Here is a 23,653-nt window from a genome sequence, read left to right as displayed (position 1 = left end):
CAGCATGGCTCGATCTCTTGTAGGCTTCGTCACCAACAAGGGAAGGCCATGCGGGTCGGGGGGACAATCTGTTTTGATGATCTACGGACTTATAGCTCCGACGCCGACACCGACGCCCTGGGCACCCCCATGCAGCTCGTGACAGCCAAGGGCGAGGCCCTATGGCAGGCCCAGCCCGACGACTGGGCCGCAGTGACCAACGAACGCGGCACCGCCTCACAGCCGATCCGCTTCCAGGGCCAGTGGCACGATGAAGAGTCGGGGCTCTACTACAACCGCCATCGCTATTACGACCCGCAGCAGGGACGATATATCAGCCAGGATCCGATTGGGTTGAAAGGCGGTAGGAATCTGTATGGGTATGTCAGCAATCCGACAGGAATGGTGGATCCGCTGGGTTTGAGTCCGAAACTATCTAAGGTCTGGGTAGTCGAGCAAAGTGTTTGTTATGTCGGCACACAGTCTCAAGATGCTATGCAGGAACAAATCGGCGAGATCGACGATGCTTGGAGAGCAGTAAACGATCAGAATAGACAAAGTCACAAAGAGTACTGTGAACAGTTAGACGAAAATCTCAGAGGCTTTAGTCAGTTTGATAATGAAGAAATTAGCCGGAGAGTTAATAGCTGTATGAATACTGCAGCTCGAGAAACAAATAACAGAAGTCTAGAGATTGCAGAGATATAATGGGCATGACTAATGATAGCGGGCCTGAATCACGCGCAATGAGGGCTTTGGTCGCGCATTGTGACGGTGTTTCTGACCCATTTACAAGGAAAAGGTAATGTTTATGTTGCTGAAAGGAAAGTGCTATGCAGCCTTTGCCTTTGTCTGGTTGTCTTCGCCCTTGTTAGCATGGGGGGGGGGAGCAAGCACGAAGTGCCAAAGGTGAACTGGGTGTTTGAAGCCCCATCAAGCTATACAAAAGAAGAGTTTTTAAGTGTAGGTCTTAGTGGAGACGGTAATCCAATACAGTCTCCAATAAAAGTATCCGAGGGAATGGTTTTTTTCTCCACATATGAAGGGGCGCTGTACGCCGTTGATGAGGATGATGGATCGCTAATATGGTCGTCGGATATTTTTGACGAAACTGGTCGTAACATAGCGCTGTATGAAAACTTGATTTTTTTTGGGGAGGGAGTAGTAACCGATGCGTCTCGCGAAGCCGGGGGTAAAGTGGTTGCTCTAAATAAGCACACTGGAGAGGAGGTTTGGTCATTTACAGCAGATGATCTCTCTGGGGTTTGGGGCATCACAACACGCGCTGGTAACGTTATTTTTTCAACTAGATATAAAATCTATGCATTAGATGCTGCCACCGGGGCGGCACAGTGGCAATTTTCCCCTGTGGATTTTCGGGGTGGGCTCTCCTCTAAGGAAGGGCTGGTTTATTTTCAAGATACTAGCACCGATATATACGCCTTGGATGCAGAGTCAGGGGAGGTTGTTTTTTCATATGAGAGCGATGTCGAAGCTGACTACACTCCTCGTGGGGACATAGCGCTTCATGAAGATAATTTCATTTTTACCTCAGGAGATCAGAAAGAGCCCGTTCTCTATTCCTATAGCGTTGGTGGAATAAAAAACTGGCAAGCGCCGCTAGATGGTATCTCTTTCTCTTCTGTTGTAGCTGATGAGTGCTGCGTTTTCCTGGGCACTGAGAATGGCCGGGAGAGTAGCTTCCATTCTTTGGATATAAATTCAGGAGAACTTGTATGGAGTCATGATAACGAAGGTTTTGTCAGGCACACTCCCTTGATTCACGGTGGAAAAATTTATCTTTCGTATGCCGGGAACAAGGTTGTTTCGATTAATAAAAAGAATGGCCAGTTAGCGCGGTCATTAGAAATTGAAGGGGACGTATTTACGCCAATCGTTCCATCGTCAAACGGGTTTTTATTTGGCACGTTTGAAGGGGCTGTATATTCAATAAAAGAGCCGTAGAGCGTTGACTAATCACCGTGAGGTTTGTCATTAATTTGCTATTTTAGGCCACGATATGACCTCCAAACCGGCATTCAAGCAGCAAACGCGACACGAACGTTCAACGCATGCACTCCTGCCGGGGAAGGCGCCACGCTGTCTTCCTCGGCGGTAGCGTGGCAGTAAACGCCTTTCACCATGACGCTCACAATCTTTAATCAGGGCACAAGCACACCTACGGCAGTGGTCATCTGCACGGCATGAGCGCCCCCGGCCTCACGTTCGAGATCGCCCTGGAGCCCGATGCCCTGCACCGCGAGACCCAGCCGTTGATCCTCGAACGCGGCTATACCGCGCTCGGTCAGCTCGACCATCTCAGCCTGCGCGGCCCCGGCAGCGCCAAGGATGGGCAGCTCTACCGCTACGACGCCCTGGGCCGGCGCATCAGCAAGACCGTGCGTCACGCCAACGGCACCATCGCCACCACCCACTACGGCTGGGACGGCGACCGCCTAGTTCACGAAGCAAAAGAAAACCAACGCACCACGGTGGTGTACGAACCGGGCAGCTTCGTACCGATGCTCAGAATCGATCAAGCCGGCCACGACGCACCCAAGCAGATCAGCGCCTACATCACCGACGCCCTGGGCACGCCCATGCAGCTCGTGACACCCAAGGGCGAAACCCTATGGCAAGCCCAACCCGACGACTGGATGGCGGTCAAGAACGAGCGCGGCACCGCCGCACAACTGATCCGATTCCAGGGCCAGTGGCACGATGAAGAGAGTGGCCTCTACTACAACCGCCACCGCTACTACGACCCGCAGCAGGGCCGATATATCAGCCAGGATCCGATTGGGTTGAAAGGCGGTAGGAATCTGTATGGGTATGTCAGCAATCCGACAGGGATGGTGGATCCGCTGGGGTTGGAGGGTGAGCATATTTTCTGGCGAGCCATCAAAGACGTGCCGAGGATGTTTGGACAATATGCTGAGGACATGCTGATACCTGAAAAGGAGACAGCTGAAGCGGTAAGCGATGTGGCCGCAGTGTGTTCACTTTCCCCCCCGTTAACTCTTGGGTGCGGTACTGTCTCCATTACAGCGGGTCTCTATGCTGCCGGCACGGAAGCCCGCGCTGGTGACTACATACAAAGCACCGTTGACGCTATGCCTATAGCAGCATCAGCCACAACAGATTTTCTTACTAGAAGAGCAGGTGTTGTTTCTGATGCCATAAGTCATGGCGCAGGTGTCGTGGCAGGTTTTAAAACTCAGTACTGGACTAGGAAGGACAATCTTGGCGGAGGTGATGAGTAATATGAGTGTTGGCGATAAGGGAAGGAGTAAGCTTGCTCTTGGGATATTTTTCTGGATTTCCTTGGCTTTTCTTATGTTGCGAGATGTTAACGAAAAGCTAGAGATAGGAGTTCATGCTGTAATTGTAACCTTTCTCTTTGGGCTTGTTTTTAGTTACTACATAGTGGCTTATTTGTTTGGTTGGTTAATGCCTACAATCACTTTTATCGCATCCTTGGTGAAAGGAAAGAATGATATTTTGAGAGCCGTAATGTTCATAATTTTTATTTGCTTCTGGCTCTGGGGGTTTTGGAGTTTTTGATATTTATTAATACTTAACCGGCTGAAAAAGGTGTTTGGCCTAATAGATAATTCGTGCACTTTGGGCGAAAAGTAATAGGCTGCGATAGGCATTGACTTCGAGTGCAAGATAAATCCGCTGCTTCGGCCTCAGTAAATAGCGAATACCTCCCAGCCGATCCGCTTCCAGTGCCAGTTGCACAATGGAAAAGCCTGGCTCCACTACACCGTAGCTTTTGCTATGAATTAAAAATTTTGATTTGTCAGATAATATTAAGGAAGTCTCATGTTTTTAAGCTTCACCCTTGGTTCACTATATCTTATATTCCAGCATAGACGTGCTATACTGAAAGGCATAGTCCTGCCTTTTATTCTTTACACACTGCTTCAACTGGTGCGCTACGGGCTAGTCTATTCAGGATATTATATTGATGATGCTAGTCTGTTCTTGCATGTTTTCTACATATTTGCGGATATAGCGATTGTGACGATAGTTTCTCTAAATACTATGCGAATAGTATTGCTAAACGAAAACCCAACGCTTTTCAAGCTAAAGCCCGCAAGGCGAGACGTGAAGTTTTTCCTATATAGTGTGGGATTTCTGGCTCTATGGATAGTGCCAGGGCTTTTCATCGGTGCTTCTTTGCCACTTATGATGTATAGTGCTTTTATGGGTGTCATTCCACTTACGTTTTTCCTGATTGGCTTGTTCTTCACATTAAGGCTGTCGCTTCTCTTTGTGGGTGTGGCCCTTGATAGAGATATATCGATGAGAGAGTCTTTCGATATGACCAGAAGTTCTCAGTGGTCGCTGTTTTTTACTCTTGCATTGTTAGTTACATTGTTATTTGTTTTTCATTATTCTGTTGAGGTGTTAATAAGCTCGACAGGGAGTGATGTGTTTGGCTTGTTGTCATTTTTTTTGATAACTCCCTTGGTCGACATGTTTGTGTACGTATTCACTGCTATTGTCCTGACTATCTTATACTCTAATGCTTATCAGCCAGCTGTCGGTTCGCAAGTGGGACATCCGAGGGATGCCCGTTGAGAGCGTATTGAGGTGGTAGGGGGCAAGGCCTTCGCTGCCATGGATGCCATACCTGCGTTTGGAGTGAATATGCGCCGTTTTCGTTGGGCATTAGCCATGCTTGTCGTCTTGGTAGCGAGTTACGTGATAGGGAGCGGGGGAGTATGGGAACGCGTCAGCAATGACTTTATGAAGGACGATACCCCCTACGGGCCAGGGGATTTTCGCATTCGTGGCGAGCAGATGCTTTCTATGAAGCTGACCAACCCGGAAACCACCTTCAAACATAGGACAGATGAAGAAGTAGCTGATAATGTAAGGCTTGAGTACAGCGAGCATTGGATGGCAAGTCCTGCTGAGCGTGCTAACCGTCGCACTGTGCGTATTTTAGCTGGGGATCTTGAAGACGGTGTCGAGCAACGCTTCGAAGAGCCCGCCCAACAGGCAGATTGGTGGCTTTCGTCAAACAGGAATACCATCTATCTGGCCACTGGCTGGACGGATCGGACTCAGGCGCGTCTTCCAGGGCAGCGTTACCTCCCGCAAATTACCCAACTGTTCAAGTCCACTGACCAAGGTCAGGAGTGGGAGAAGCTTCCCTGGCCTGAAGATCAGAATATTACCTATCTGCGTTTTCTCGACGCCCAGCGTGGCTATCTAATTGGCTGGGGGCCTAAGCTCTGGCGCACGAAGGATGGTGCCGACCATTGGGAGGAGTTGCCGATACCTGAAGGGTCTAGCAATCCCGAAAACTCTCGTGAGCAGTTCGATCTTGTGGCGCTAGGGGAGGACAACGTTCTACGCATGGCTTTCTATGACCACGCTGCCGATGCCAGTCGAATCCATGCTCTGCCCTGGGGAGAGGATGTCTCGCAAGAGTCTTTCACCATCCCCGGCCATACTGTAATGGATGTCGCCGCCAATACCGAAGGTATGGTGTTCGTATTGACCACTCAGGGGGCACCCTACTTTTCGCTTCCCTCGGAAGAACGAGAAGCGCCTCGACCGAGTGCTGTCTGGGGATGGAATGGCGACACCTTGCAGCAATTACACGAGTTTCCTCCCGAGCTGAAAGGCTACGCACTGTACCTGACACCGAGCGAGGGGCTTTTATTCGATGGTATCGATGAGTCCAGCCTGCGAGGGAGCAACGTTACTGCTATCAGTTATGACGGTGGGGCCAGTTGGGAAATAGAAAATGAAGGGAGCAGCTCTCAAGGAGGCTACTACGACACCATTACAGGGGAGCGGTGGCGCGTAGCGGGCTACTCACTCTACCGGCGAGAAATTCCCTGAATTGAGGAGCGCGAGGCCTGCCTCCCGCCGCTAGGCGAAGCTCCAAAAAGGCCCCGCCGTGGCGGGGCAACGGAGGACGCCGACGCCTAGGCGTCATACGTCACAGCTCTCCTCCTGCAGGCGCATGCTCTCATCGAAGAGGGTCTCGGCGTCGCCACCGGTATCGGCCAGGTAGCGGTCGATAGTCTCCTGCAGCACCGGTCCCCAATCTTCGTCATTCATGGCATCGTCGATGATCAGGAATTCGTGGCCGGCCTCTTGTGCTTCCTCGCGGCCCTGACGAATCAGCTCGTCGTAGACGGCGGCGGCGCGCAGTGACCACTCCATGCCGCTATGGTCGTCGATGATCTGGCGCAGGTCGTCGGGCAGGCGCTCGTAGCTGTCACGGTTCATGGTGGCAGTGAGGGCCAGGTCGTAGAGCGGCACCTCGGTGTGGTAGTGGGCCTGCTCGTTGAGGCGGAAGGTCTTCATGCCCTCCCAGTTGAAGCTGAGCCCGTCGATGGCGCCACGCTGCATCGAGGTGAAGACATCGGGCGCCGGCATACCGATGGCCTGAGCGCCGAGCCGCGAGAACATATCGCCGACCACTGCGGTGGGGCGCCGCATACGCAGGCCTTCGAGGTCGCTCGGCGTCTCGATCAAGCGGTCGCTGGTATGCAGGTAGCCGGGGCCGGTGGTGAACATGAACAGTACCTGGGAGTCGTCGTATTCGTCATCCAGGTGGCCGTCGTCATATAGCGACTGCAGAATGCACGAGCCCTGGCGGCTGCTCAGCGATACCCCGGGCAGCTCGATCACCTGGGTCAGCGGGAAGCGGCCGGCGCTGTAGCCCTGGGCGGTGGCGCCGATATCGGCCACACCGCTGACGGTGCTCTGGTAGGTGTTGTCGGCGCTGGCCAGGGTCTGGCCGGGGTAGATCTCGACGCTGAGGCGGCCCTCGGAGGCCTCCTCGACGCTCTCGGCCCAGGCGCCGAACAGGTCACGGTCGACCATCGAGCCGCCGGGCCAGACGTGGGCGATGCGCAGGGTAGTGGTATCGGCCAGGGCCGGCAGGGCGGCCAGGCCGGTAGTCAGCCCGGCAGCAAGTGCCAGGCCGGCGGCGAGTCGGGTGGGGCGTGCAGTCAGGGTCATGGGAACCTCGCTGATTATGGTTATGGGTACAGCGTCAGAGGGCGTTCATAGATCGAGCACCAGGGTCTTGCTCTTGGCTCTTGAGCAGCAGGGGGTGAACTGGTCGTTGGCGGCGTGCTCGTCGTCATCGAGGTAGAGGTCGCGGTGGTCGGGCTCGCCCTCGAGCACCCGTGTCAGGCAGGTGCCACAGACGCCCTGTTCGCAGGAGACCATGATCTCGATGCCGTTCTCGCTGAGCACCTGGTGCACGGTCTTGTCGGCGGGTACCTGAAAGCTGGCGCCGCTGCTGGCGATCTTGACCTCGAAGCTGCCGTCATCCTCACGAGCGGTCTCGGCGCCGCTGAAGTACTCGGTATGCAGCTGCGCATCCGGCCAGCCGTGATCGCGAAAGGTGCTCAGCACATGATCGATAAAGCCCGCGGGGCCGCAGACATAGACCTGGGTGTCGGGATCGGGTGTCGCTGCCAGGCTGGCAAGGTCGAGCTTCTGGTCATCGTCACCGTCGTCGAAGTGCAGGTGCACACGGTCGGCGAAGGCGGCCTCGCGGATCTCGTCGAGAAAGGCGGTGCGTGCCGCCGAGCGGGTGCAGTAGTGCAGCTCGAATGCCGCCTGGGTATGCGCCAGGCGCTCGGCCATGCACAGCAGCGGGGTAATGCCGATGCCGCCGGCGAGCAGCAGGGTGCGGCCGGCGGGTTCGAGGGGGAAGTGGTTCTTGGGCGCGCTGATGGCGAGCAGGTCGCCGATCTCGAGCTCGTCGTGCATGGCCGTCGAGCCCCCCCGGGAGTTGGGCTCACGCAGGATGCCGAGACGATAGCGGTCGCGCTCCTCGGGGTGATTGCACAGCGAGTACTGGCGGACCAGCCCGTCCTGACCGGGTGCCGGGACACGCACGTCGATATGCGCCCCGGCGCTGAAGGCGGGCAGCGGCCGACCGTGGGGGTCGGCCAGCTCGATGACCACGATGTCCTCGGCGGTCTGACGCTTGGCGGTCACCTCGACGAACATCGATAGCGGCAGCGCACTCATGACGCCTTCTCCACCGCCGTGGCGTCTTGCTCCTCGGCGATCAGCCGCTCGATGATGCGCCGGGCCTGGACGCCGCCGCCGTCGATATTGAGTTTGAGCAGCTGACGCTCGGGGTAGGCGAGCAGGTTACGCTGCTGCGCTTCGAGCATCTCGAGGTCTTCGGCGAAGATCTTGCCCTGGCCTTCGCGGATCTTGTCGGTGAGGGCCTGATCCTCGGGCTTGAAGTGGCGCGCCATGCCCCAGAAGTACCAGATCGAGGTCTCGGTCTCGGGGGTGATGAAGTCGACGACGATGCTGGCTGCCTTGAAGGCGTCTGGGGCGTCGTAGCCCCCCTTGCCGGCGTGGGCCACCCCGACCTCGATCATGACGTGGCTGGGCGGCGTGAAGCGGCAGATCTGCCAGCGGTCCACGGGTACGTCATCGGCCAGGTCGTTGCCGCGCAGGGCGGCCTGCCAGAAGGGCGGCGCGGGGATGTTCTCCATATGCCGGCTGGTGGTCACCTCGTTGCCGTTGACCTGGGTGTCGGGAGCCGCTTCCTCGATCTCCGGCTGGCCGATGCTGGAGGCGTGGACATAGGTCTCATGGGTCAGATCCATGAGGTTGTCGATCATCAGTCGGTAGCCGCAGTTGACGTGGTAGAGCCCGCCACCATAGGCCCAGGAGGGGTCGTCGGCCCAGTGCAGTTCGGGGATCTCGGCCGGGTCGGCGCGCTCGGCATCGCCGGGCCATACCCAGATAAAGCCGTGGCGCTCCTCGACCGGGTAAGCGCGCAGCGAGGGGAAGCCGCGCACCCGCTGCCCGGGCATGCCGGAGCATTTGCCATCGGCGCCCATCTCCAGCCCGTGGTAGCCGCAGACCAGCTGTCCGTCGCGCACGAAACCCAGCGAGAGGGGGGCGCCGCGATGGGGGCAGAAGTCCTCCACCGCGGCGACCTTGCCTCCTTCGCCGCGAAAGAACACGATCGTTTCGTTGCACACGGTGCGGCCGAGGGGCTTGTCGTCGATCTCGTCAGGGGTACAGGCCACGTACCAGGTATTCTTGGGGAACATTACGCTCTCTCCTCGTTCACGGTTAAGTTGTTTTGTGGCTAAACCATTTGACGGAATAGCTGTTATTGGATCCAAAGTACAGGCCATATGGCTTGCTGAGGTCAATATATGCTTTAGTTGGATCCAATTGTGCTGATCGAGACGAACCGTTCCACAACGCTAAGGAAAACAGGTGAGTAGTGACGACAAGAGCGTGGTGACCCGACTGCGCAAGCTAATCAGTGATGGGGGGTACCAGCCGGGAGAGCGCATCGGTGAGGTGCGGGTCGCCGAGCAGCTGGGCGTATCGCGTACGCCGGTGCGTCTGGCGTTTCGCACCCTGGAGCAGGAGGGGCTGCTGCAGCGCGCCAACAAGCGCGGCTTCGTGGTGCGCGAGTTCTCCCAGGAGGACGTGCTATGTGCGGTGGAGGTGCGTGGTGCGCTGGAGGGGTTGGCGGCGCGGCGCCTCGCCGAGCGTGGCTTGGGGCCTGGGGTACGCGAGCAGCTTGAGGGGTGTATCGCCCGCGGTGCCGCCCTGCTCGGCAAGGGCTATCTCGAAGAGGGCGACATCGCTCGCTGGAGCACGCTTAACGAAACCTTTCACCGGGCCATCGTCGAGGGTACCGGCAGTCGGGTGATCGACGATGCCATCCAACGCAACAACCACCTGCCGTTCGCCTCCGCCGACTCCATCGTCATCGACAGCGCCGCGCTCGACCGCGAGTACCAGAAGCTCTATCTGGCCCATCAGCAGCATCAACTGGTCTTCCAGGCGCTGCAGCGTGGCGAGGGGGCGCGGGCCGAGATGCTGATGCGCGAGCATGCCTATATTGGCCTGCGCTACGGTGAGCTGTTCGGTTTGGATCCAGACGCCGAAACCGGCGCTGAATAGCAGCGATCGTGGTGAACTGCTGGAATGGCCGGCGCGTGCCTGTCAAATGTCCAAGAATGGCCTGCGTTTTTGCCCTGCCGGGGGTGTCTGATCAGCCGCTGGGAGGCGGCTAGCTAGCTGAGCAAGCGGTCAGCTTAGACCAAAGTGGGTTATCGCAAACCCGCAGGGTAGGTTACGTTTTATGCAACATAACGAACGTTAGTTCGCATGACGAACTCTGCGATGTATAACGATAACTTAGGAGGTTCCTGATGAACCGCAAGCTGCTGCCGTGTCTGCTAGCGCTCTCCGTGGCTGGCCTGGCCACCACTGCTCATGCCACCACGCTTCGCATGTCGCACTTCTGGCCCGACGGCTCGGGCATCAACCAGGAGATCTTCCAGGCCTGGGCCGACACTATCGAGGAGCAGTCGGATGGTGAGTTGAGCATCGAGAACTATCCCTCCCAGACGCTGACTCAGGCCGATGCCGCCTACCAGGGCGTGGTCAACGGCATCTCGGATATCGCCATTACCGCCCAGGGCTATACCGCCGGCCGCTTCCCGCTGTCGCAGATCGTCGAGCTGCCGGGCGTCTCGGACTCCGCCAGCCAGGGTGCCTGTATTCTCCAAGGCTTGTATGACGACGGCTACCTGGAGAGCGAGTACGACGACACCAAGGTGCTGTTCATGTTCACCACCGGGCCGGGCTACCTGCATACCACCGACACCGATATCCAGTCGCCGGACGACCTGTCGGGGCTGCGGATTCGCCGCCCCACCGCGGTGGCCGGCCAGATGCTCGAGAACCTCGGCGCTCAGCCGGTGGGCATGCCGGCACCGGACATCTACACCTCGATGCAGCGTGGCGTGGTGGATGGCCTGAGCTTCCCGTGGGAGGGCATGAAGGTGTTCCGTCTCAACGAGCTGGCCAGCTACCACACCCAGGTGCCGTTCTACTCGCTGATCTTCGTCGCCACCATGAGCCAGCGCAGCTTCGACGGCCTGAGCGAGGAGCAGCAGGCGGTGATCGAGGACAACATGGGCATGGCCTGGAGTGAGATCGCCGGCGGCGTCTTCGACGGCCTCGACGAGGCGGGCAAGGCCGAAGCCGAAGAGGCGGGCCACACCATCCGCGTGATCGACAATCCGCTGGAGCACGACGACTGGGCCGAGCCGCTCAAGGCGGGGATCGAAACCTACCTCGACGAGCTCGAGGAGCGTGGTCTCGATAACGCCCGGGAGGTCTACCAGGCTGCCATGGATGCGCGTGACAGCTGTCCGGTACAGCGCTGAGCGGAGTCCCTGAATGCAAGCCCTGATAACCACGAGTCACTGGCTGGCCCGCCTGGGCCAGCTGGTCGCGGGCATCGCCCTGCTGGCGCTAATGAGCGTGACCATGGCCGACGTGCTGACGCGCCTGCTGTTTCGGCTCTCGGCCGGCAGCATCAACTGGAGCGTCAGCGGCAGCGTGGAGCTGGTCAGCTATTTGATGATGTTCGCGCTGCTGGCGGCCATGGCGGCCAATATCGAGAAGAGCCAGGTGGTGGTGGAGGCCTTCAGCCACCGCCTGCCTGAGGCCTTCAAGCAGCGCCTCGGCGGCATCTACCTGATCGGTTTCTGCGTGCTCGGCGTGCTGATGACCCTGGGGCTGTGGCAGGAAGCGGCCAGCGCCGCACGCCGCGGCCAGGTCACCCAGGACCTGCGCATCCCGATGGGGCCGATCTATCAGTTTGGTGCGGTGCTGTGCGCACTGCTGGCGGCTCGCAGCCTGATCCACGTCCTGCTTGGCAGCCTGTTTGCCACCGAAGGGGGAGGCGCCAATGAGCAGTGAAATGATTGGTGGCCTCGGCCTGATCGGCTTGCTGGTGCTGCTGGTACTGCGCGTGCCGGTGGCGCTGTCGATGCTGATCGTCGGGGTGGTCGGTTTCGCCCAGGTGATCTCCTGGGGAGCCGCGGTGTCGATGGTCAAGTCGGTGCCGGTGGATGTGCTCTCCAGCTACAGCTTCAGCGCCATTCCGATGTTCATCTTGATGGGGGTGCTGGCGGCGCACTCCGGCATGGCCGGGATGCTGTTCAACTCCACCCGGGTCATGTGCGGTGGCTGGAAGGGCGGCATGGCGATCGCCACGGTGGGTTCCTGTGGGGTGTTCTCGGCGATATCCGGTTCGTCGCTGGCCACCGCCAGCACCATGACCCGGGTCGCGCTGCCGGAGATGGAGAAGCATGGCTACGCGCGCTCGCTGGCCACCGGCACGCTGGCCGCCGGCGGCACCCTGGGCATCATGATTCCGCCCAGCATCGCGCTGCTGATCTATGCGGTTATCACCGAGCAGTCGGTGGGCGACATGTTCGCCGCGGGCCTGATTCCCGGGCTGATGGGGCTGCTGTTCTATGCCCTGACGGTGACCGTGGTGATGCGCCTCAAACCTGAGCTGGCGGTCCCCGGCGAGCCCTCCAGTGCACTGGAAAAGCTCAAGTCGATCGCCGGCCTGGTGCCGTTCTTCACGGTCTTCGTGATCATCATCTTCGGCATCTACCAGGGCATGTTCACGCCCACCGAAGGGGCGGCGGTAGGCGCCTTCGCCACGCTGCTGTATGCGCTCTACAAGGGCATGCGCATGGCCGGCCTGTGGCGCAGCGTGCAGGAGACCCTGGCGCTGTCGGCGGTGGTGTTCTTCATGCTGATGGGCGCCGAGACCCTGGGCTACTTCATCTCGGTGTCGCGGATCTCGTTCAGCATCAGCCAGTTCCTCGGCGGACTGGACGTGCCGACCATCTTTATCCTGCTGCTGATCCTGCTGATGTATTTCGTGCTCGGCATGTTCATGGACTCCATCGCCATGCTGGTGATCACAGTACCAGTGGTGTTCCCGATCATCACCATGCTGGGCATCGACCCGATCTGGTTCGGCATTCTCACCGTGCTGACGGTGGAGTTGGGGCTGGTGACGCCACCGGTGGGCATGAACGTGTTCGTGATCAAGGCCATGGCGCCCCACGTCAAACTGGGGGAGATCTACCGCGGGGTGGCGCCGTTTATCGTCGCCGACCTGCTGCGCCTGATTCTGCTGCTGGCGTTCCCGATACTGACGCTATGGCTTATCTAAGCGACGACAAGGAGTGATGAGATGACCAAGCTAGATTTACTGATCGGCGGCGCTGCCAGCGCCGCTCAGGGCGGCGCGACCTTCGCCCGCCACAATCCGCTGAGCACCGAGGCGGTGACCACCGCAGCGGCGGCCACGGTAGAGGATGCCAAGCGCGCCGTGGAGTCCGCCCAGGCCGCCTTCGCCGGCTGGTCCCAGAGCGGCCCCGGCGAGCGGCGCACCAAGCTGCTCAAGGCCGCCGATCTGATGGAGGCGCGCCAGCAGGAGTTTATCGACCGCATGGTCGATGAGACTGGTGCCACTCCCGGCTGGGCCGGCTTCAACGTGATGGTGGCCGCCGGCATGCTGCGCGAGGCCGCCGCCCTGACTACCCAGATCCAGGGCAGTGTGATCCCCTCCAACGTGCCCGACAATATGGCCATGGGCGTGCGCGTACCCTGCGGTGTGGTGGTGGGTATCGCGCCCTGGAATGCGCCGATCATCCTCGGTACCCGCGCCGTGGCCACGCCGCTGGCGTGCGGCAACAGCGTGATCCTCAAGGCCTCCGAACAGTGCCCGGCGACCCATCACCTGATCGGTGAGGTGCTGGTTGAGGCGGGGCTCGGCGATGGCGTGGTCAACGTCATCACCAATGCCCCTGACGACGCCCCGGCGGTGGTGGCGGCGCTGGTCGAGCACCCGGCGGTGCGCCGCGTCAACTTCACCGGCTCGACCCAGGTGGGGCGGATCATCGCCGAGCTGGCCGCCAAGCACCTCAAGCCGGCGCTGCTGGAGCTGGGCGGCAAGGCGCCGCTGCTGGTGCTCGACGATGCCGACCTGGATGCCGCGGTGGATGCGGCGATCTTCGGTGCCTTCTTCAATCAGGGCCAGATCTGCATGTCCACCGAGCGGCTGATCGTCGATAACAGCGTCGCCGACGCCTTCGTCGAGAAGTTCGCCGCCCGCGCCAAGGCGCTCAAGGCCGGGGACCCCCGCGCCGAGGGCAATGCGCTGGGTACCCTGATCAACGCCGAGTCCGGCGACAAGCTCAACGGCCTGATCGACGACGCCGTGAGCCAGGGCGCGCGGCTGGCCGCCGGCGGCAAGGCCGAGGGGGTGGTGATGCAGGCCACGGTGATCGACAAGGTGACCAAGGCGATGCGGCTCTACTCGGAGGAGTCGTTCGGCCCGGTGGTGGCGGTGATCCGCGTCGAGGGCGAAGAGGAGGCGATCCGCGTCGCCAACGACAGCGACTACGGCCTCTCGGCGGCGGTCTTCAGCCGCGACACCGCACGGGCGATCAAGGTCGCCGGGCGCATCCAGTCGGGCATCTGCCACATCAATGCGCCCACCGTGCACGACGAGCCGCAGATGCCCTTCGGTGGCGTCAAGGACAGCGGCTACGGGCGCTTTGGTGGCAAGGCCGGTATCGAGGAGTTCACCGAACTGCGCTGGATGACGCTGCAGCTGGGGCCGCGTCACTACCCGATCTGATCGGCGACAGGGAGGAGGGGGAGATCAGCTCCCCTTCCTAGCCTCGATGATGCGGTCGAGGATATCGAGCAGCCACTCCCTTTCGCCCTCTTTCATGAAGCCGTCGAAGCGTTGCTCGCCATCCTCGACCTTCTGATTAAGGCGCTCGGTGAAGGCCTTGCCTTTCTGGGTCAGGTAGAGGGCATAGGAGCGGCGGTCGTTTTTCGACTTGCGCCGTTCGATGACCTCCATGCTCTCCAGCTTGTCGATGGCCGCCACCATCGCCGAGCGGTCCACGTCGAGTGCGGCAGACACCGCTGACTGGGTCAGGCCCGGGTTGTGATAGACGATGGCCAGGATGCTGAACAGCCCTGGGGTGATGCCCTCCTGGGCGCACGCTTCGAAGAAAACATCGAAGTAGACCATCTGGGCGCGCCGCAATTTATAGCCGAGGCGACCCTGCAGCATGGCGTAGTCGATACCGTTCTGTGCATCTGTATTCATGTTGGTGTCGGTCCTGATAAAGAGCTGAGCCTCGAAGACGCCTGCTGAGCGTTGAACTTTAGTCGTGCCATGGGTCCCCTCACATCGCGGTCAAGAGTCGCCGTACCCTTCTACTTAATTGATTGAAAAGGGTTTCTTGGTGTCGTGCCGTGATCATCAAGATCATGTTGCGCATATACACTGTTTGACACATCAACAATTTAAAAAAATACTGGACGCCATGTTAGCAAGGCTCCCATGCCGAGGGTAGCGCGAGGCTGGCTTTCCCGACCCGATAGCGATCAAATACCGCAGGAGCGTCCATGTCATACCCCTTTCGCGATGTCCACGTGGGTACCGCCACTGCCGAACTGGTTCGGCGCGCCGACGGTACTCAGCTGCTAACGGTCAGCGAGCCCCTGGGCGACTATCCCGATACCCTGATCGCGTGCCTGGCCCGCTGGGCCAATGAGGCGCCTGAGCGCACTTTCGTTGCACGGCGCGATGCCCAGGGTGAGTGGCAGCGGCTAAGCTATGCCGAGACCCTGAGCCGGGTGCGTCAGCTGGCGCAAGGGCTGTTGAATCACGGCCTGAGCATTGAGCGGCCGCTGGCGATTCTCAGCGGTAATTCCATCGAGCACCTTCTACTGTCACTGGCGGCGATGTACGTGGGCATTCCATTCGCCCCTGTATCGCCGGCCTACTCACTGGTCAGCAAGGATTACGGCAAGCTGCGGCATATCGTCGAGCTGCTGACGCCGGGGCTGCTGATGGTCGACAAGGCCGAGGATTTTGCGCCCGCCCTGGCGGCGGTGCGTCCCGATGACTGTGCCTGCCTGGCGCTGTCACCCGGCGGGGTGGCGGGCGTGGAGCCCTTCGCCGAGCTGCTGGAGACGCCGGTGAGCGAGGCCGTCGACGCTGCCCATGCCACTGTCACGGCGGACTCTATTGCCAAGATCCTGTTTACCTCCGGTTCCACCGGCATGCCCAAGGGGGTGATCAACACCCAGCGCATGCTGTGTTCCAACCAGGAGATGCTGGCGTCTCAGATGCCCTTTCTTCGCGACGAGCCGCCGATGCTGGTGGACTGGCTGCCATGGAACCATACCTTCGGTGGTAACCATAACATTGGCATCGTGCTCTACAACGGCGGCAGCCTCTATATCGACGACGGTCGGCCGGTGCCGGGGGAGTTCGAGACCACCATCGCCAATCTGCGCGAGATCGCGCCGACGGTCTATTTCAACGTGCCCAAGGGCTTCGAGATCCTGGTCGACTACCTGAAGCGCGACGATAGCCTGCGCGAGACCTTCTTCTCGCGACTCAACCTGATGTTCTTCGCCGCAGCGGGGCTCTCTCAGCATATCTGGGACGAACTCGACCGCCTGGCGATCCAGACCCTGGGCTGCAAGGTGGGCATGTTGACCGGGTTAGGCGCGACCGAGACCGCTCCGTCGGCGATGTTCGCGTCGCTGGAGGAGTCGCAGTCCGGGGTGGTGGGGCTGCCCGCCCGCGGGGTGACGGTCAAGCTGGTGCCCAACGCCGGCAAACTGGAGTGCCGGGTGAAGGGCCCCAGCGTGATGCCCGGCTACTGGCGCCAGCCCGAGGTCACCGCCAAGAGCTTCGACGAGGAGGGCTTCTACTGCCTGGGCGATGCGGTCAAGTTCATCGACCCTGCCGAGCCGCAGCGCGGCATGCGCTTCGACGGGCGTATCACCGAAGACTTCAAGCTGGATACTGGTACCTGGGTAAGCGTCGGGCCGCTGCGCGCGCGTATCATCGAGGCTGGCGCGCCCCACGTTAAGGACGCGGTGATCGCAGGCATCGACAAGCCCTTCGTCTCGGCGTTGATTTTCCCTGACCTGGAAAAGTGCCGGGAGCTGGCAGGATTGGACGCATCAGCCGATGCCGCCACGCTACTGGCCAGCAGTGCGGTTCGTGAGCGCTTCGTGCAGATGCTGCGCGACCTGGATACCCAGAGCACCGGCAGCTCCACCCGGGTGCGGTGCGCTCTGCTGCTGGATAAGTCGCCCAGGCTGGACGCCAACGAGATCACCGACAAGGGCTCGATCAACCAGCGCGCCGTGCTTGAGAACCGCGCCGAGGCGGTGGCCGAGCTCTATCGCGATGCCTCGACCGCGGTGATACGGCTCGACTGAGCGCAACCAGGAGACGGCATGCTGACTCATACCCACCTGCGTCAGATTGAGTGGGGCGACTGCGACCCGGCGGGGATCGTCTTTCATCCCCGCTATCTGACCTATTTCGACCACTGCACCAACCTGCTCTTCGCCAAGGCGGGCTTCGATCTGGCATCGCTACAGGCACGATTCGCGGTGATCGGCTATCCGGTGGTGGACCTGCGCAGCCGCTTTATTGCCCCTTGCCGCTATGGCGACGAGGTGCGTCTCGAGACGCGAGTAGCCGAGCTGCGCAACAGCAGCTTCGATGTGCTGCACCGGTTGTTTCGTGACAACAGCCTGGCCGTGGAAGCCACGGTGACTCGTGTCTGGGCCGCGCAAGACCCGGCAGACCCGCAGCGCATGCGGGGGCAGCCGATGCCAGAGATCATCAGGCGCGCGTTAAGCGCCAGCTGAACAACGTCTGCCAGCGGTACTGACCTTCTTCCCGCTACCTGCTTCCTCTTCTCTCTTCCTTTTTCTCCCTGCTCTCCGCACCACCTTTCGACCCTTGCCAGCGGGTGGACAAGGGACGACGCCGTTGGCGCCACGGCCCCTTTTGCGATCGCTGCCGTCCGTTTCTGGCTGGACAGCGATATCAACTTTAGGAGGGGGAGTCGTGGAGGCTAGGGCAATTGGGCTTGGCACGCTTCTGGATATTTCATTTATCTATCAGTGCTTTGTGGCCGTTATGTGGGAAAACAGCATTGTTCGTATTGCGTACAGTTTTATATTTAAAATATTGTATTTGACAACAATTTATCAATAATCAAACCTTGCCATACATCAGGCATGACCTGGTGTGAGCACGCGAAAAGCAATAACACTTAAAGGGGAATCGATAATGACAACCTACACACGACTGGCACTTGCGCCCCTGGCGCTCACCCTGAGCATCACAGCTGCCGCTCAAGCGGTAGCCGACGATGGCCATACCGGCCCGACATTCAGCGGTAATATCGTCGGCGGCGTTCTCGATGTAGACGACCGCGACAAGGATCTCTGGGCATTCCGCGCCGAGGCCGGCGTAGGCGGGATCTACCACGTCAACGACGGGCTGCGCATCCGCTACGATCTAGTCGGTGACTTCGCCAACGCCATCAACAGCGTCGATGAGCAGACATGGACGCCTGGCGCCCACCGCCAGGACGACGGCGAGGTATATATCCGTACCGCCCGCGTCCTGCTGCTGACCGACTTCGGTAGCTTCGGCTTTCAGCCGCGGGTGCCTTCCGGGTTCTGGAATCAGATCTACAACAATATCGATGTGTTCGAGTACAACCGCTTCCACGGCCAGACCGGCCAGAACGCCATCTTCGGTCAGAACGAGCAGGGTAGCGACGTGCTCTCCTATGGCACACCGGTGTTTGGCGGCGGCTTCCAGTTCATCGGTGCAGTACTTACCCCTAATGCCCAGAACGACCAGGATTTCGATGTCTATACCGGGCGCCTGATCTATAACCAGGGGCCGCTGAACGTCGGTATCGGCCATACCCAGGTGCGCCGCCCGGGGATCGATAACCTCCACCGCACCGCCTTCGGGATCGGCTACGACTTCGGCAGGGTGCAGCTGGGTGGGGTATACGAGCACAACGACGACCGCGAGGACAGCAGCGGTGCCGCCGACTTCGATGCCTGGGGCGTCAACGTTTCGGCCAACCTGACCGATGACTGGTCGGTATCGGTGGGCTACGCCGAGAACGACAAGAACCTAGGTCTCGAGAACGATGCGCTGGTCGGGACGGTGCGCCACCACTTCAACGACGATGTGTATGCCTTCCTCGAGGCGGCACGCTACGACAATACCGACAACAACCTGGCGGCGGGCATCAGCGTCAGCTTCTGAGACAGATAGGGTCCTTTAACTAGCTCCTTGCCCGGTGCGCATCTGCTCGCCGGGCTTTTTTGACGAGAAGATGGCCAGGTTATCCAAGGCCAGTGGCGTCATGAAAGAGGTATGAGGCGATGAAGTTCTTATCTATTAATATCTTACTGGTATCAGGTGCTGTGCTGTTGTCGGCTCCCGTCGCGGCGGAGAGCCAGTGCGAGGCGTTAAGCGAAACCTACTCAACGTCAGCGGATATGCGCATCACGGCTAGCGAGGCGCTGCCCAGCAAGAGTGAGTGGGGTATTGCCCACTGCCATGTGCAGGGGGTAACACATGAGCACACTGGCATCGATGGTCAGGAGTATGGGATCCGCTTCGAGTTGAGGCTGCCGGAGGGGTGGAATCACGGCTTCATTCACCAGTTCAATGGTGGCACCGATGGTGAGGTGGTGCCCGCCACTGGCGAGGTGCTGCCAGGAACCGGCAGTGCGCTTGCCCGTGGTTTTGCCGTGGTCTCCAGTGATGCCGGGCATGATAGCTATGCCCAGGATGCCGGACTTGCCAGCGGGGCGCGTTTCGGGCTGGATCCCCAAGCGCGGCAGGACTATGGCTACGCCGCCGTGGCCAAGCTCCATCCGCTTGCGGTGTCATTGGTGGAGGATTTCTACGCCACCGAGGTGCGCTATACCTATGGCGTTGGGCGGTCTAACGGCGGGCGGCACGCCATGGTAGCGGCCGCGCGCATGCCCGACGCCTTCGATGGCTTGCTGGTCGGCTACCCAGGGCTCAACCTGCCCAAAGCGGCGTTGCAGCACGCCTGGGACATTCAGGCCTTCACGGCGATCGAGGGGGATGTCAGGCGCGCCTTCAGTCGTGACGACCTCGCCCTCGTGGCGAATGCCGTGCGGCAATCCTGCGACCATCTTGACGGCGTGGAGGATGGTATCGTCGCCGATATCGATGCCTGCCAGGAGCACTTCGATATCGAGCAGTTGCGCTGCGAGGCTGGCCACCCCCAGGCGTGCCTCAGCAGTGCCCAGGTCGCGGCACTGAAGGCGGTGCACGGTGGGCCCCACAACTCCCAGGGCGTGCCCCTCTATAGTGACTGGCCATGGGATACCGGCATCGCCTCGCAGAATTGGCGTATGTGGAAGCTGGAATCGCCTATCGACGCTTGGGACAACCGGCCCATCATTGGCGTGATGGGGGCCTCGGCCTTGGCACAGGTGTTTACCACGCCACCCACCGAGGTGGCTGGAGATCCGGCGTCGCTCGAGGAGTACCTGCTGACGTTCGATCTCGACAGTGACGCGCCGCTCATCCATGCCAGCAACGACACCTTCTCCGAATCGGCCATGGCGTTCATGACGCCACCGGGCGTCGATGATCCCGAGATGGCGGAGTTCAAGGCGGCAGGCGGGCGCATGTTGGTATTTCACGGCACCAGTGATCCGGTCTTTTCGGTGAATGACACCGCCCGCTGGTACCGTCAGCTCGATCACAATCACGACGGGCGGGCAGACCAGTTCGTGCGCTTCTATCGGGTGCCCGGCATGCCCCATGGCGTAGATGGTGTGGTGACGGCGGACATCGACTTCCTCTCCGCGCTGACGGCTTGGGTGGAGGAGGGCGAACGCCCTGACGCGATCCTGGCTGGGGTGCAGCCCGATAACCAGGAGGCGCTCGACGCCCTTGGCGACATCAGCCGTCCGCTTTGCCCCTACCCACAAGTGGCACGCTACCGCGATGGTGATAAGAGCAGCGCCGACAGCTTCGTGTGTGAGTAAATGGGTCGCCTCGAAGGCGTACACGGCCATGTGCGGCGGATTATTCCGCCGTGCAGGATCGCGTGTCCGCTGGCGCGGAAGAGGAGTGGGTTAGACTAAGGTCTAATTATTGGGTATTCTGTTAGCATCCTCATGACACTTTCAGGTCCCAATACCATGATGACGTCCAATACCCGCTTTTCTTTGATCAAAGGTGCCGGCCAAGTGGCCTACCGGCTGCTAGAGCGCATGAGCGAGCGCTCCTATCGGGCCTACCGGGTTCAGCTAGCTACCCGCTACGGTATCTAAGCGCCCACACCCGATCTACCCAGTACGGATGGCCGATTCGGCCCTCAGTGACAAGCAGCCAGCGCAATTGCGCTGGCTGCTTGCGTTTTAGGCTTCCCTTTCGGACAGGAAGAAGGGCCGGGTGAAGTCGGCGGCGGCGGCGAGGCGCTGGGCGAGCTCCTCGAGCAGCTGGATACGTACCCCACCATGATAGAGCGCGTAGTAACTGATCGAGGGCAGCGAGGGGGTCGTCTCGAGAATTTCCAGCCCTTGCTCATGGGCTAAGCGCTGAACGCAGCGTTTCGGCAAGACGCTGATGCCGCGCCCCGCCGTCACCAGGCCCACCAGCGCCAGCAAATTATCGGTGGTCAGGGTGGCGGCGGCCATGCCCTGGTGGGAGAGCCAGCGATTGATATCCTGGGCGAAGCCGGAGCGCTTGCCTTGGCTAATCAGGGGGTGGCGGTCTAGCGCTCTTAGCGGTATGGGGTGGGGATCGTCCACCAGGCCTTCTCTGGCCATGAAGGCCATTTCCACTTCCTCCAGCAGCTGCGTTTCCACGCCAGGCTGCGCGAAGGCGTCGGGGACCTGGGGTATGACCACCAGGTCCAGCTCGCCGTCCTGAAACTGCTGATACAGCGTACGGCTCATCTCGATGGTGATGTCCAAGCGGATGTCCGGCCGCTCGGTGGTGTAATCGCGCAGAAAGCCAGGCAGCCAGGTGAGGGCGGCCAGTTCGGTGAAGCCGATACGCACCCTGTGCAGCATGTGCTCTGGCTGCGCCTTGAGTTCGAGGATCCGTCGCGCGTCGCTCAGGGTCGCGTAGGCCAGTTCCAGCAGTCGCTCACCCTCTTCGGTGAGTCGTGCATTGCGGCGCGAACGATCGAAGAGGGGCAAGCCGGTGGCTTGCTCCAGCTCCGATATGCGCTTGGAGACGGTGGACTGGGTGGCATTGAGTCGCTGAGAGGCGCGCTCGAAGGTACCGAGCTCGACCACTTGGACAAAGGTTTCCAGCTGCTTGAGCGTCAACATGGCGCGCTACTCATGAAATTAACGACTTATAACATATGCGATTTATTCGCTTTTTTGAAAGTGTGCGGTGCTTTTAAGTAGGCAGGGAGTGCTCTTGAGCGCCAGGCGGGGAGTAGCCCGGCGCTAGCTTTCACACCACAACAGCAATAAGGAATAAGGCGATGAAGACGCTGCACATGTCGGTACGCAAGGTGGGGTTAGGGGTGGTCTCGGCGCTGCTGGCCACGGGTCTTAGCACCACGACCCTGGCGGCGGACTATCCCAGCAAGCCGATCCAGATGATCGTCGCATTCGGCGCCGGTGGTAGCACCGATACCATGGCGAGGATCTTCGCCAAGTACGTCGAGGAGGAGCTCGGCCAGCGAGTGGTGGTGGTCAATAGGCCTGGCGCCGGTGGCGAGCTGGGCTGGGTACACCTGGCCAACGCGGCCCCGGACGGCTATACCATCGGCCTGATCAACTCGCCGGTCGTCGAGGTCTACCCCTTCACTCGCGAGGAGAGCGTTGGTTACTCCCTCGACGACCTCCGACCGCTAGCCAATGTGATCACCGACCCGGGCATGCTCGTGGTGGCTGCCGACAGCCCCTACCAGAACCTGGACGACTTCGTCGCAGCGGTGCAGAGCGATCCCGAGTCGATCATCGTCTCCCACGAGGGTATCGGCGGTGACGATCACCTCGCGGCGCTGAATTTCGCTGCCGCAGCAGATATCGATCTCAACTTCGTCGCCTACAACGGCAACGCCGAGGCAACGGCCTCGCTACTCGGCGGCCATATCACGGCCTTCGCCGGCAATATGTCGGAAGCGGTGACGCAGATTCAGGAGGGCAAGGCGCGGGGGCTGGCGATATGGTCCGAAGAACGCGGCGAGCCACTGCCCGATGTGCCCACTGGGCGGGAGCAAGGCTATGACGTCCAGGCCGCGGCGTCACGTGGATTCGCCATGCCGGCGGATGTCCCGCAAGAGATCTATGACCTGCTCCTTGAGGCGTCGCGCAACGTTATCGACAACCCAGAGTTCCGGGCCGAGATGGAGCGCCTCAATATGCCCGTCGACCCCATTTATGGGCAGGACTACGTCGACTTCATCGACGCCAGTCACACTCGGCTAAAGGCGCTCTGGGAACAGGATCCCTGGGTCGAACAGTGATCGAATGGCAGGAGTAGATAGCCCATGACGCTCGATACGATCGATCGTGGCGTGGCCCTGCTGTTGGGCGCGCTATGTGCCGCCGTGGTGGTCACCGGGCTGGGGATGCGCGGCGACGCGGGGGTCTTCCCGGTGATCGCCGGCACGCTAGGAGGGCTGGCCTGCCTGGGTATCGCCCTTGGCACCCTGCGCCGTCGCGCCCCCGATGCGCCGCCCCCGCCGTTGGCCTACCAGCGCTTCGCGGTGTGGTGCCTATGCGTGTTGGGACTGCTGCTGCTGATGTTGAGCGCCGGGACCTTCATCGCGCTACCGCTATTCGTGTTGGCCAGTTTGCGCTGGTTGGGCCAGCTTCGGTGGCCGCTGGCGCTGACGGTGTCGGTGGCCTTCTCGGCGCTGATTTATGTGGTCTTCGTGTACCTGCTGTCGGTGCCACTGCCGGGCGGCTGGCTGACACCCTAGCGGCACTC

The 23,653-nt window shown here is 60.2% G+C and carries 23 protein-coding genes; 18 read left to right on the top strand and 5 right to left on the bottom strand.

Going from position 1 to position 23,653, the window contains the following annotated elements; translation table 11 throughout:
• The 6 genes from IEI94_RS22875 to IEI94_RS13210 all read left to right on the top strand — a co-directional run.
• The coding region (locus IEI94_RS22875) for an RHS repeat-associated core domain-containing protein (RefSeq protein WP_191169579.1) at positions 1-687 on the top strand (687 nt) is incomplete at its 5' end.
• Positions 688-747: 60 nt separating this feature from the next.
• The gene (locus IEI94_RS13230) at positions 748-1,944 is read left to right on the top strand and encodes a PQQ-binding-like beta-propeller repeat protein (RefSeq protein WP_191167777.1); all 1,197 of its coding nucleotides are present in this window, start codon (positions 748-750) and stop codon (positions 1,942-1,944) included.
• A gap of 239 nt (positions 1,945-2,183) precedes the next feature.
• Entirely contained in the window at positions 2,184-3,242 is a 1,059-nt protein-coding gene (locus IEI94_RS13225) for an RHS repeat-associated core domain-containing protein (RefSeq protein WP_191167776.1), read from the top strand.
• Between the two features lies 1 nt (position 3,243).
• Positions 3,244-3,543 carry a hypothetical protein gene (locus IEI94_RS13220; RefSeq protein ID WP_191167775.1) on the top strand — a complete coding sequence of 100 codons (300 nt, stop codon included), beginning with the start codon at positions 3,244-3,246 and terminating at the stop codon, positions 3,541-3,543.
• 264 nt (positions 3,544-3,807) lie between these two features.
• Complete coding sequence (locus tag IEI94_RS13215) at positions 3,808-4,569, top strand: hypothetical protein (RefSeq protein ID WP_191167774.1); 762 nt, start codon at positions 3,808-3,810, stop codon at positions 4,567-4,569.
• A gap of 39 nt (positions 4,570-4,608) precedes the next feature.
• Entirely contained in the window at positions 4,609-5,844 is a 1,236-nt protein-coding gene (locus IEI94_RS13210) for a WD40/YVTN/BNR-like repeat-containing protein (protein ID WP_191167773.1), read from the top strand.
• Between the two features lie 93 nt (positions 5,845-5,937).
• Here IEI94_RS13210 and IEI94_RS13205 read toward each other — a convergent pair whose 3' ends face one another.
• From IEI94_RS13205 to IEI94_RS13195, 3 genes are read right to left on the bottom strand one after another with little or no spacing between them, the layout of a single operon-like run.
• Positions 5,938-6,975: a TRAP transporter substrate-binding protein gene (locus tag IEI94_RS13205; RefSeq protein ID WP_191167772.1), complete on the bottom strand. Its 1,038-nt coding sequence runs from the start codon at positions 6,973-6,975 to the stop codon at positions 5,938-5,940.
• A 45-nt stretch (positions 6,976-7,020) separates the two neighbouring features.
• On the bottom strand, positions 7,021-8,001 hold the full coding sequence (locus tag IEI94_RS13200; RefSeq protein WP_191167771.1) for a PDR/VanB family oxidoreductase: 981 nt from the start codon (positions 7,999-8,001) through the stop codon (positions 7,021-7,023).
• Positions 7,998-9,050 (bottom strand): aromatic ring-hydroxylating oxygenase subunit alpha, encoded by a 1,053-nt coding sequence (locus IEI94_RS13195; RefSeq protein WP_191167770.1) that lies wholly within the window; start codon positions 9,048-9,050, stop codon positions 7,998-8,000. The genes IEI94_RS13200 and IEI94_RS13195 overlap by 4 nt, the downstream gene beginning before the upstream one ends.
• 172 nt (positions 9,051-9,222) lie before the next feature.
• Here IEI94_RS13195 and IEI94_RS13190 point away from each other — a divergent pair, with 172 nt between their 5' ends.
• From IEI94_RS13190 to IEI94_RS13170, 5 genes are all read left to right on the top strand, one after another.
• On the top strand, positions 9,223-9,921 hold the full coding sequence (locus tag IEI94_RS13190) for a GntR family transcriptional regulator (protein WP_191167769.1): 699 nt from the start codon (positions 9,223-9,225) through the stop codon (positions 9,919-9,921).
• A 251-nt stretch (positions 9,922-10,172) separates the two neighbouring features.
• On the top strand, positions 10,173-11,195 hold the full coding sequence (locus tag IEI94_RS13185; protein ID WP_191167768.1) for a TRAP transporter substrate-binding protein: 1,023 nt from the start codon (positions 10,173-10,175) through the stop codon (positions 11,193-11,195).
• A 13-nt stretch (positions 11,196-11,208) separates the two neighbouring features.
• Positions 11,209-11,733, top strand: a complete 525-nt coding sequence (locus IEI94_RS13180) for a TRAP transporter small permease (RefSeq protein ID WP_191167767.1) — start codon at positions 11,209-11,211, stop codon at positions 11,731-11,733.
• Complete coding sequence (locus IEI94_RS13175) at positions 11,723-13,009, top strand: TRAP transporter large permease (RefSeq protein ID WP_191167766.1); 1,287 nt, start codon at positions 11,723-11,725, stop codon at positions 13,007-13,009. Before IEI94_RS13180 ends, IEI94_RS13175 begins: the two co-directional genes overlap by 11 nt.
• Positions 13,010-13,030: 21 nt before the next feature.
• Entirely contained in the window at positions 13,031-14,482 is a 1,452-nt protein-coding gene (locus IEI94_RS13170) for an aldehyde dehydrogenase (protein ID WP_191167765.1), read from the top strand.
• Positions 14,483-14,506: 24 nt separating this feature from the next.
• Here IEI94_RS13170 and IEI94_RS13165 read toward each other — a convergent pair whose 3' ends face one another.
• Positions 14,507-14,965: a MarR family winged helix-turn-helix transcriptional regulator gene (locus tag IEI94_RS13165; RefSeq protein WP_191167764.1), complete on the bottom strand. Its 459-nt coding sequence runs from the start codon at positions 14,963-14,965 to the stop codon at positions 14,507-14,509.
• A gap of 302 nt (positions 14,966-15,267) precedes the next feature.
• On the opposite strand from IEI94_RS13165, the gene IEI94_RS13160 reads away from it, so the two are divergent.
• From IEI94_RS13160 to IEI94_RS22800, 5 genes are all read left to right on the top strand, one after another.
• Positions 15,268-17,103: a feruloyl-CoA synthase gene (locus IEI94_RS13160; protein WP_191167763.1), complete on the top strand. Its 1,836-nt coding sequence runs from the start codon at positions 15,268-15,270 to the stop codon at positions 17,101-17,103.
• An 18-nt stretch (positions 17,104-17,121) separates the two neighbouring features.
• Complete coding sequence (locus IEI94_RS13155) at positions 17,122-17,541, top strand: acyl-CoA thioesterase (RefSeq protein ID WP_191167762.1); 420 nt, start codon at positions 17,122-17,124, stop codon at positions 17,539-17,541.
• 427 nt (positions 17,542-17,968) lie between these two features.
• Positions 17,969-18,970, top strand: coding sequence for a porin (locus tag IEI94_RS13150; protein ID WP_191167761.1), 1,002 nt, complete (start codon positions 17,969-17,971; stop codon positions 18,968-18,970).
• Positions 18,971-19,131: 161 nt separating this feature from the next.
• Complete coding sequence (locus IEI94_RS13145) at positions 19,132-20,739, top strand: tannase/feruloyl esterase family alpha/beta hydrolase (protein WP_318153439.1); 1,608 nt, start codon at positions 19,132-19,134, stop codon at positions 20,737-20,739.
• A gap of 156 nt (positions 20,740-20,895) precedes the next feature.
• Positions 20,896-21,027 (top strand): hypothetical protein, encoded by a 132-nt coding sequence (locus tag IEI94_RS22800; RefSeq protein WP_263574627.1) that lies wholly within the window; start codon positions 20,896-20,898, stop codon positions 21,025-21,027.
• An 87-nt stretch (positions 21,028-21,114) separates the two neighbouring features.
• On the opposite strand, the gene IEI94_RS13140 is transcribed toward IEI94_RS22800, so the two are convergent.
• Complete coding sequence (locus IEI94_RS13140; RefSeq protein WP_191167759.1) at positions 21,115-22,035, bottom strand: LysR family transcriptional regulator; 921 nt, start codon at positions 22,033-22,035, stop codon at positions 21,115-21,117.
• Positions 22,036-22,196: 161 nt separating this feature from the next.
• On the opposite strand from IEI94_RS13140, the gene IEI94_RS13135 reads away from it, so the two are divergent.
• Together IEI94_RS13135 and IEI94_RS13130 are read left to right on the top strand one after the other, a co-directional pair.
• The gene (locus IEI94_RS13135; protein WP_191167758.1) at positions 22,197-23,186 is read left to right on the top strand and encodes a tripartite tricarboxylate transporter substrate binding protein; all 990 of its coding nucleotides are present in this window, start codon (positions 22,197-22,199) and stop codon (positions 23,184-23,186) included.
• 24 nt (positions 23,187-23,210) lie between these two features.
• Positions 23,211-23,645 carry a tripartite tricarboxylate transporter TctB family protein gene (locus tag IEI94_RS13130; protein WP_191167757.1) on the top strand — a complete coding sequence of 145 codons (435 nt, stop codon included), beginning with the start codon at positions 23,211-23,213 and terminating at the stop codon, positions 23,643-23,645.
• The last annotated feature ends 8 nt before the right edge of the window (positions 23,646-23,653 follow it).

The organism is Halomonas sp. ML-15 (assembly GCF_014779595.1).
Classification (GTDB): domain Bacteria; phylum Pseudomonadota; class Gammaproteobacteria; order Pseudomonadales; family Halomonadaceae; genus Franzmannia.
Note: the sequence above shows the minus strand (reverse complement) of the source record. Positions and strands in the feature narration are given on the sequence as shown.

Coding starts and splice junctions, on each gene's coding strand:
- IEI94_RS13180 (WP_191167767.1), top strand. CDS start 11,209: ATGCAAGCCCTGATAACCACGAGTCACTGGCTGGCCCGCCTGGGCCAG.
- IEI94_RS13165 (WP_191167764.1), bottom strand. CDS start 14,965: ATGAATACAGATGCACAGAACGGTATCGACTACGCCATGCTGCAGGGT.
- IEI94_RS13135 (WP_191167758.1), top strand. CDS start 22,197: ATGAAGACGCTGCACATGTCGGTACGCAAGGTGGGGTTAGGGGTGGTC.
- IEI94_RS13160 (WP_191167763.1), top strand. CDS start 15,268: ATGTCATACCCCTTTCGCGATGTCCACGTGGGTACCGCCACTGCCGAA.
- IEI94_RS13195 (WP_191167770.1), bottom strand. CDS start 9,050: ATGTTCCCCAAGAATACCTGGTACGTGGCCTGTACCCCTGACGAGATC.
- IEI94_RS13185 (WP_191167768.1), top strand. CDS start 10,173: ATGAACCGCAAGCTGCTGCCGTGTCTGCTAGCGCTCTCCGTGGCTGGC.
- IEI94_RS13155 (WP_191167762.1), top strand. CDS start 17,122: ATGCTGACTCATACCCACCTGCGTCAGATTGAGTGGGGCGACTGCGAC.
- IEI94_RS13205 (WP_191167772.1), bottom strand. CDS start 6,975: ATGACCCTGACTGCACGCCCCACCCGACTCGCCGCCGGCCTGGCACTT.
- IEI94_RS22800 (WP_263574627.1), top strand. CDS start 20,896: ATGATGACGTCCAATACCCGCTTTTCTTTGATCAAAGGTGCCGGCCAA.
- IEI94_RS13210 (WP_191167773.1), top strand. CDS start 4,609: ATGGATGCCATACCTGCGTTTGGAGTGAATATGCGCCGTTTTCGTTGG.
- IEI94_RS13220 (WP_191167775.1), top strand. CDS start 3,244: ATGAGTGTTGGCGATAAGGGAAGGAGTAAGCTTGCTCTTGGGATATTT.
- IEI94_RS13225 (WP_191167776.1), top strand. CDS start 2,184: ATGAGCGCCCCCGGCCTCACGTTCGAGATCGCCCTGGAGCCCGATGCC.
- IEI94_RS13170 (WP_191167765.1), top strand. CDS start 13,031: ATGACCAAGCTAGATTTACTGATCGGCGGCGCTGCCAGCGCCGCTCAG.
- IEI94_RS13150 (WP_191167761.1), top strand. CDS start 17,969: ATGACAACCTACACACGACTGGCACTTGCGCCCCTGGCGCTCACCCTG.
- IEI94_RS13140 (WP_191167759.1), bottom strand. CDS start 22,035: ATGTTGACGCTCAAGCAGCTGGAAACCTTTGTCCAAGTGGTCGAGCTC.
- IEI94_RS13130 (WP_191167757.1), top strand. CDS start 23,211: ATGACGCTCGATACGATCGATCGTGGCGTGGCCCTGCTGTTGGGCGCG.
- IEI94_RS13175 (WP_191167766.1), top strand. CDS start 11,723: ATGAGCAGTGAAATGATTGGTGGCCTCGGCCTGATCGGCTTGCTGGTG.
- IEI94_RS13200 (WP_191167771.1), bottom strand. CDS start 8,001: ATGAGTGCGCTGCCGCTATCGATGTTCGTCGAGGTGACCGCCAAGCGT.
- IEI94_RS13215 (WP_191167774.1), top strand. CDS start 3,808: ATGTTTTTAAGCTTCACCCTTGGTTCACTATATCTTATATTCCAGCAT.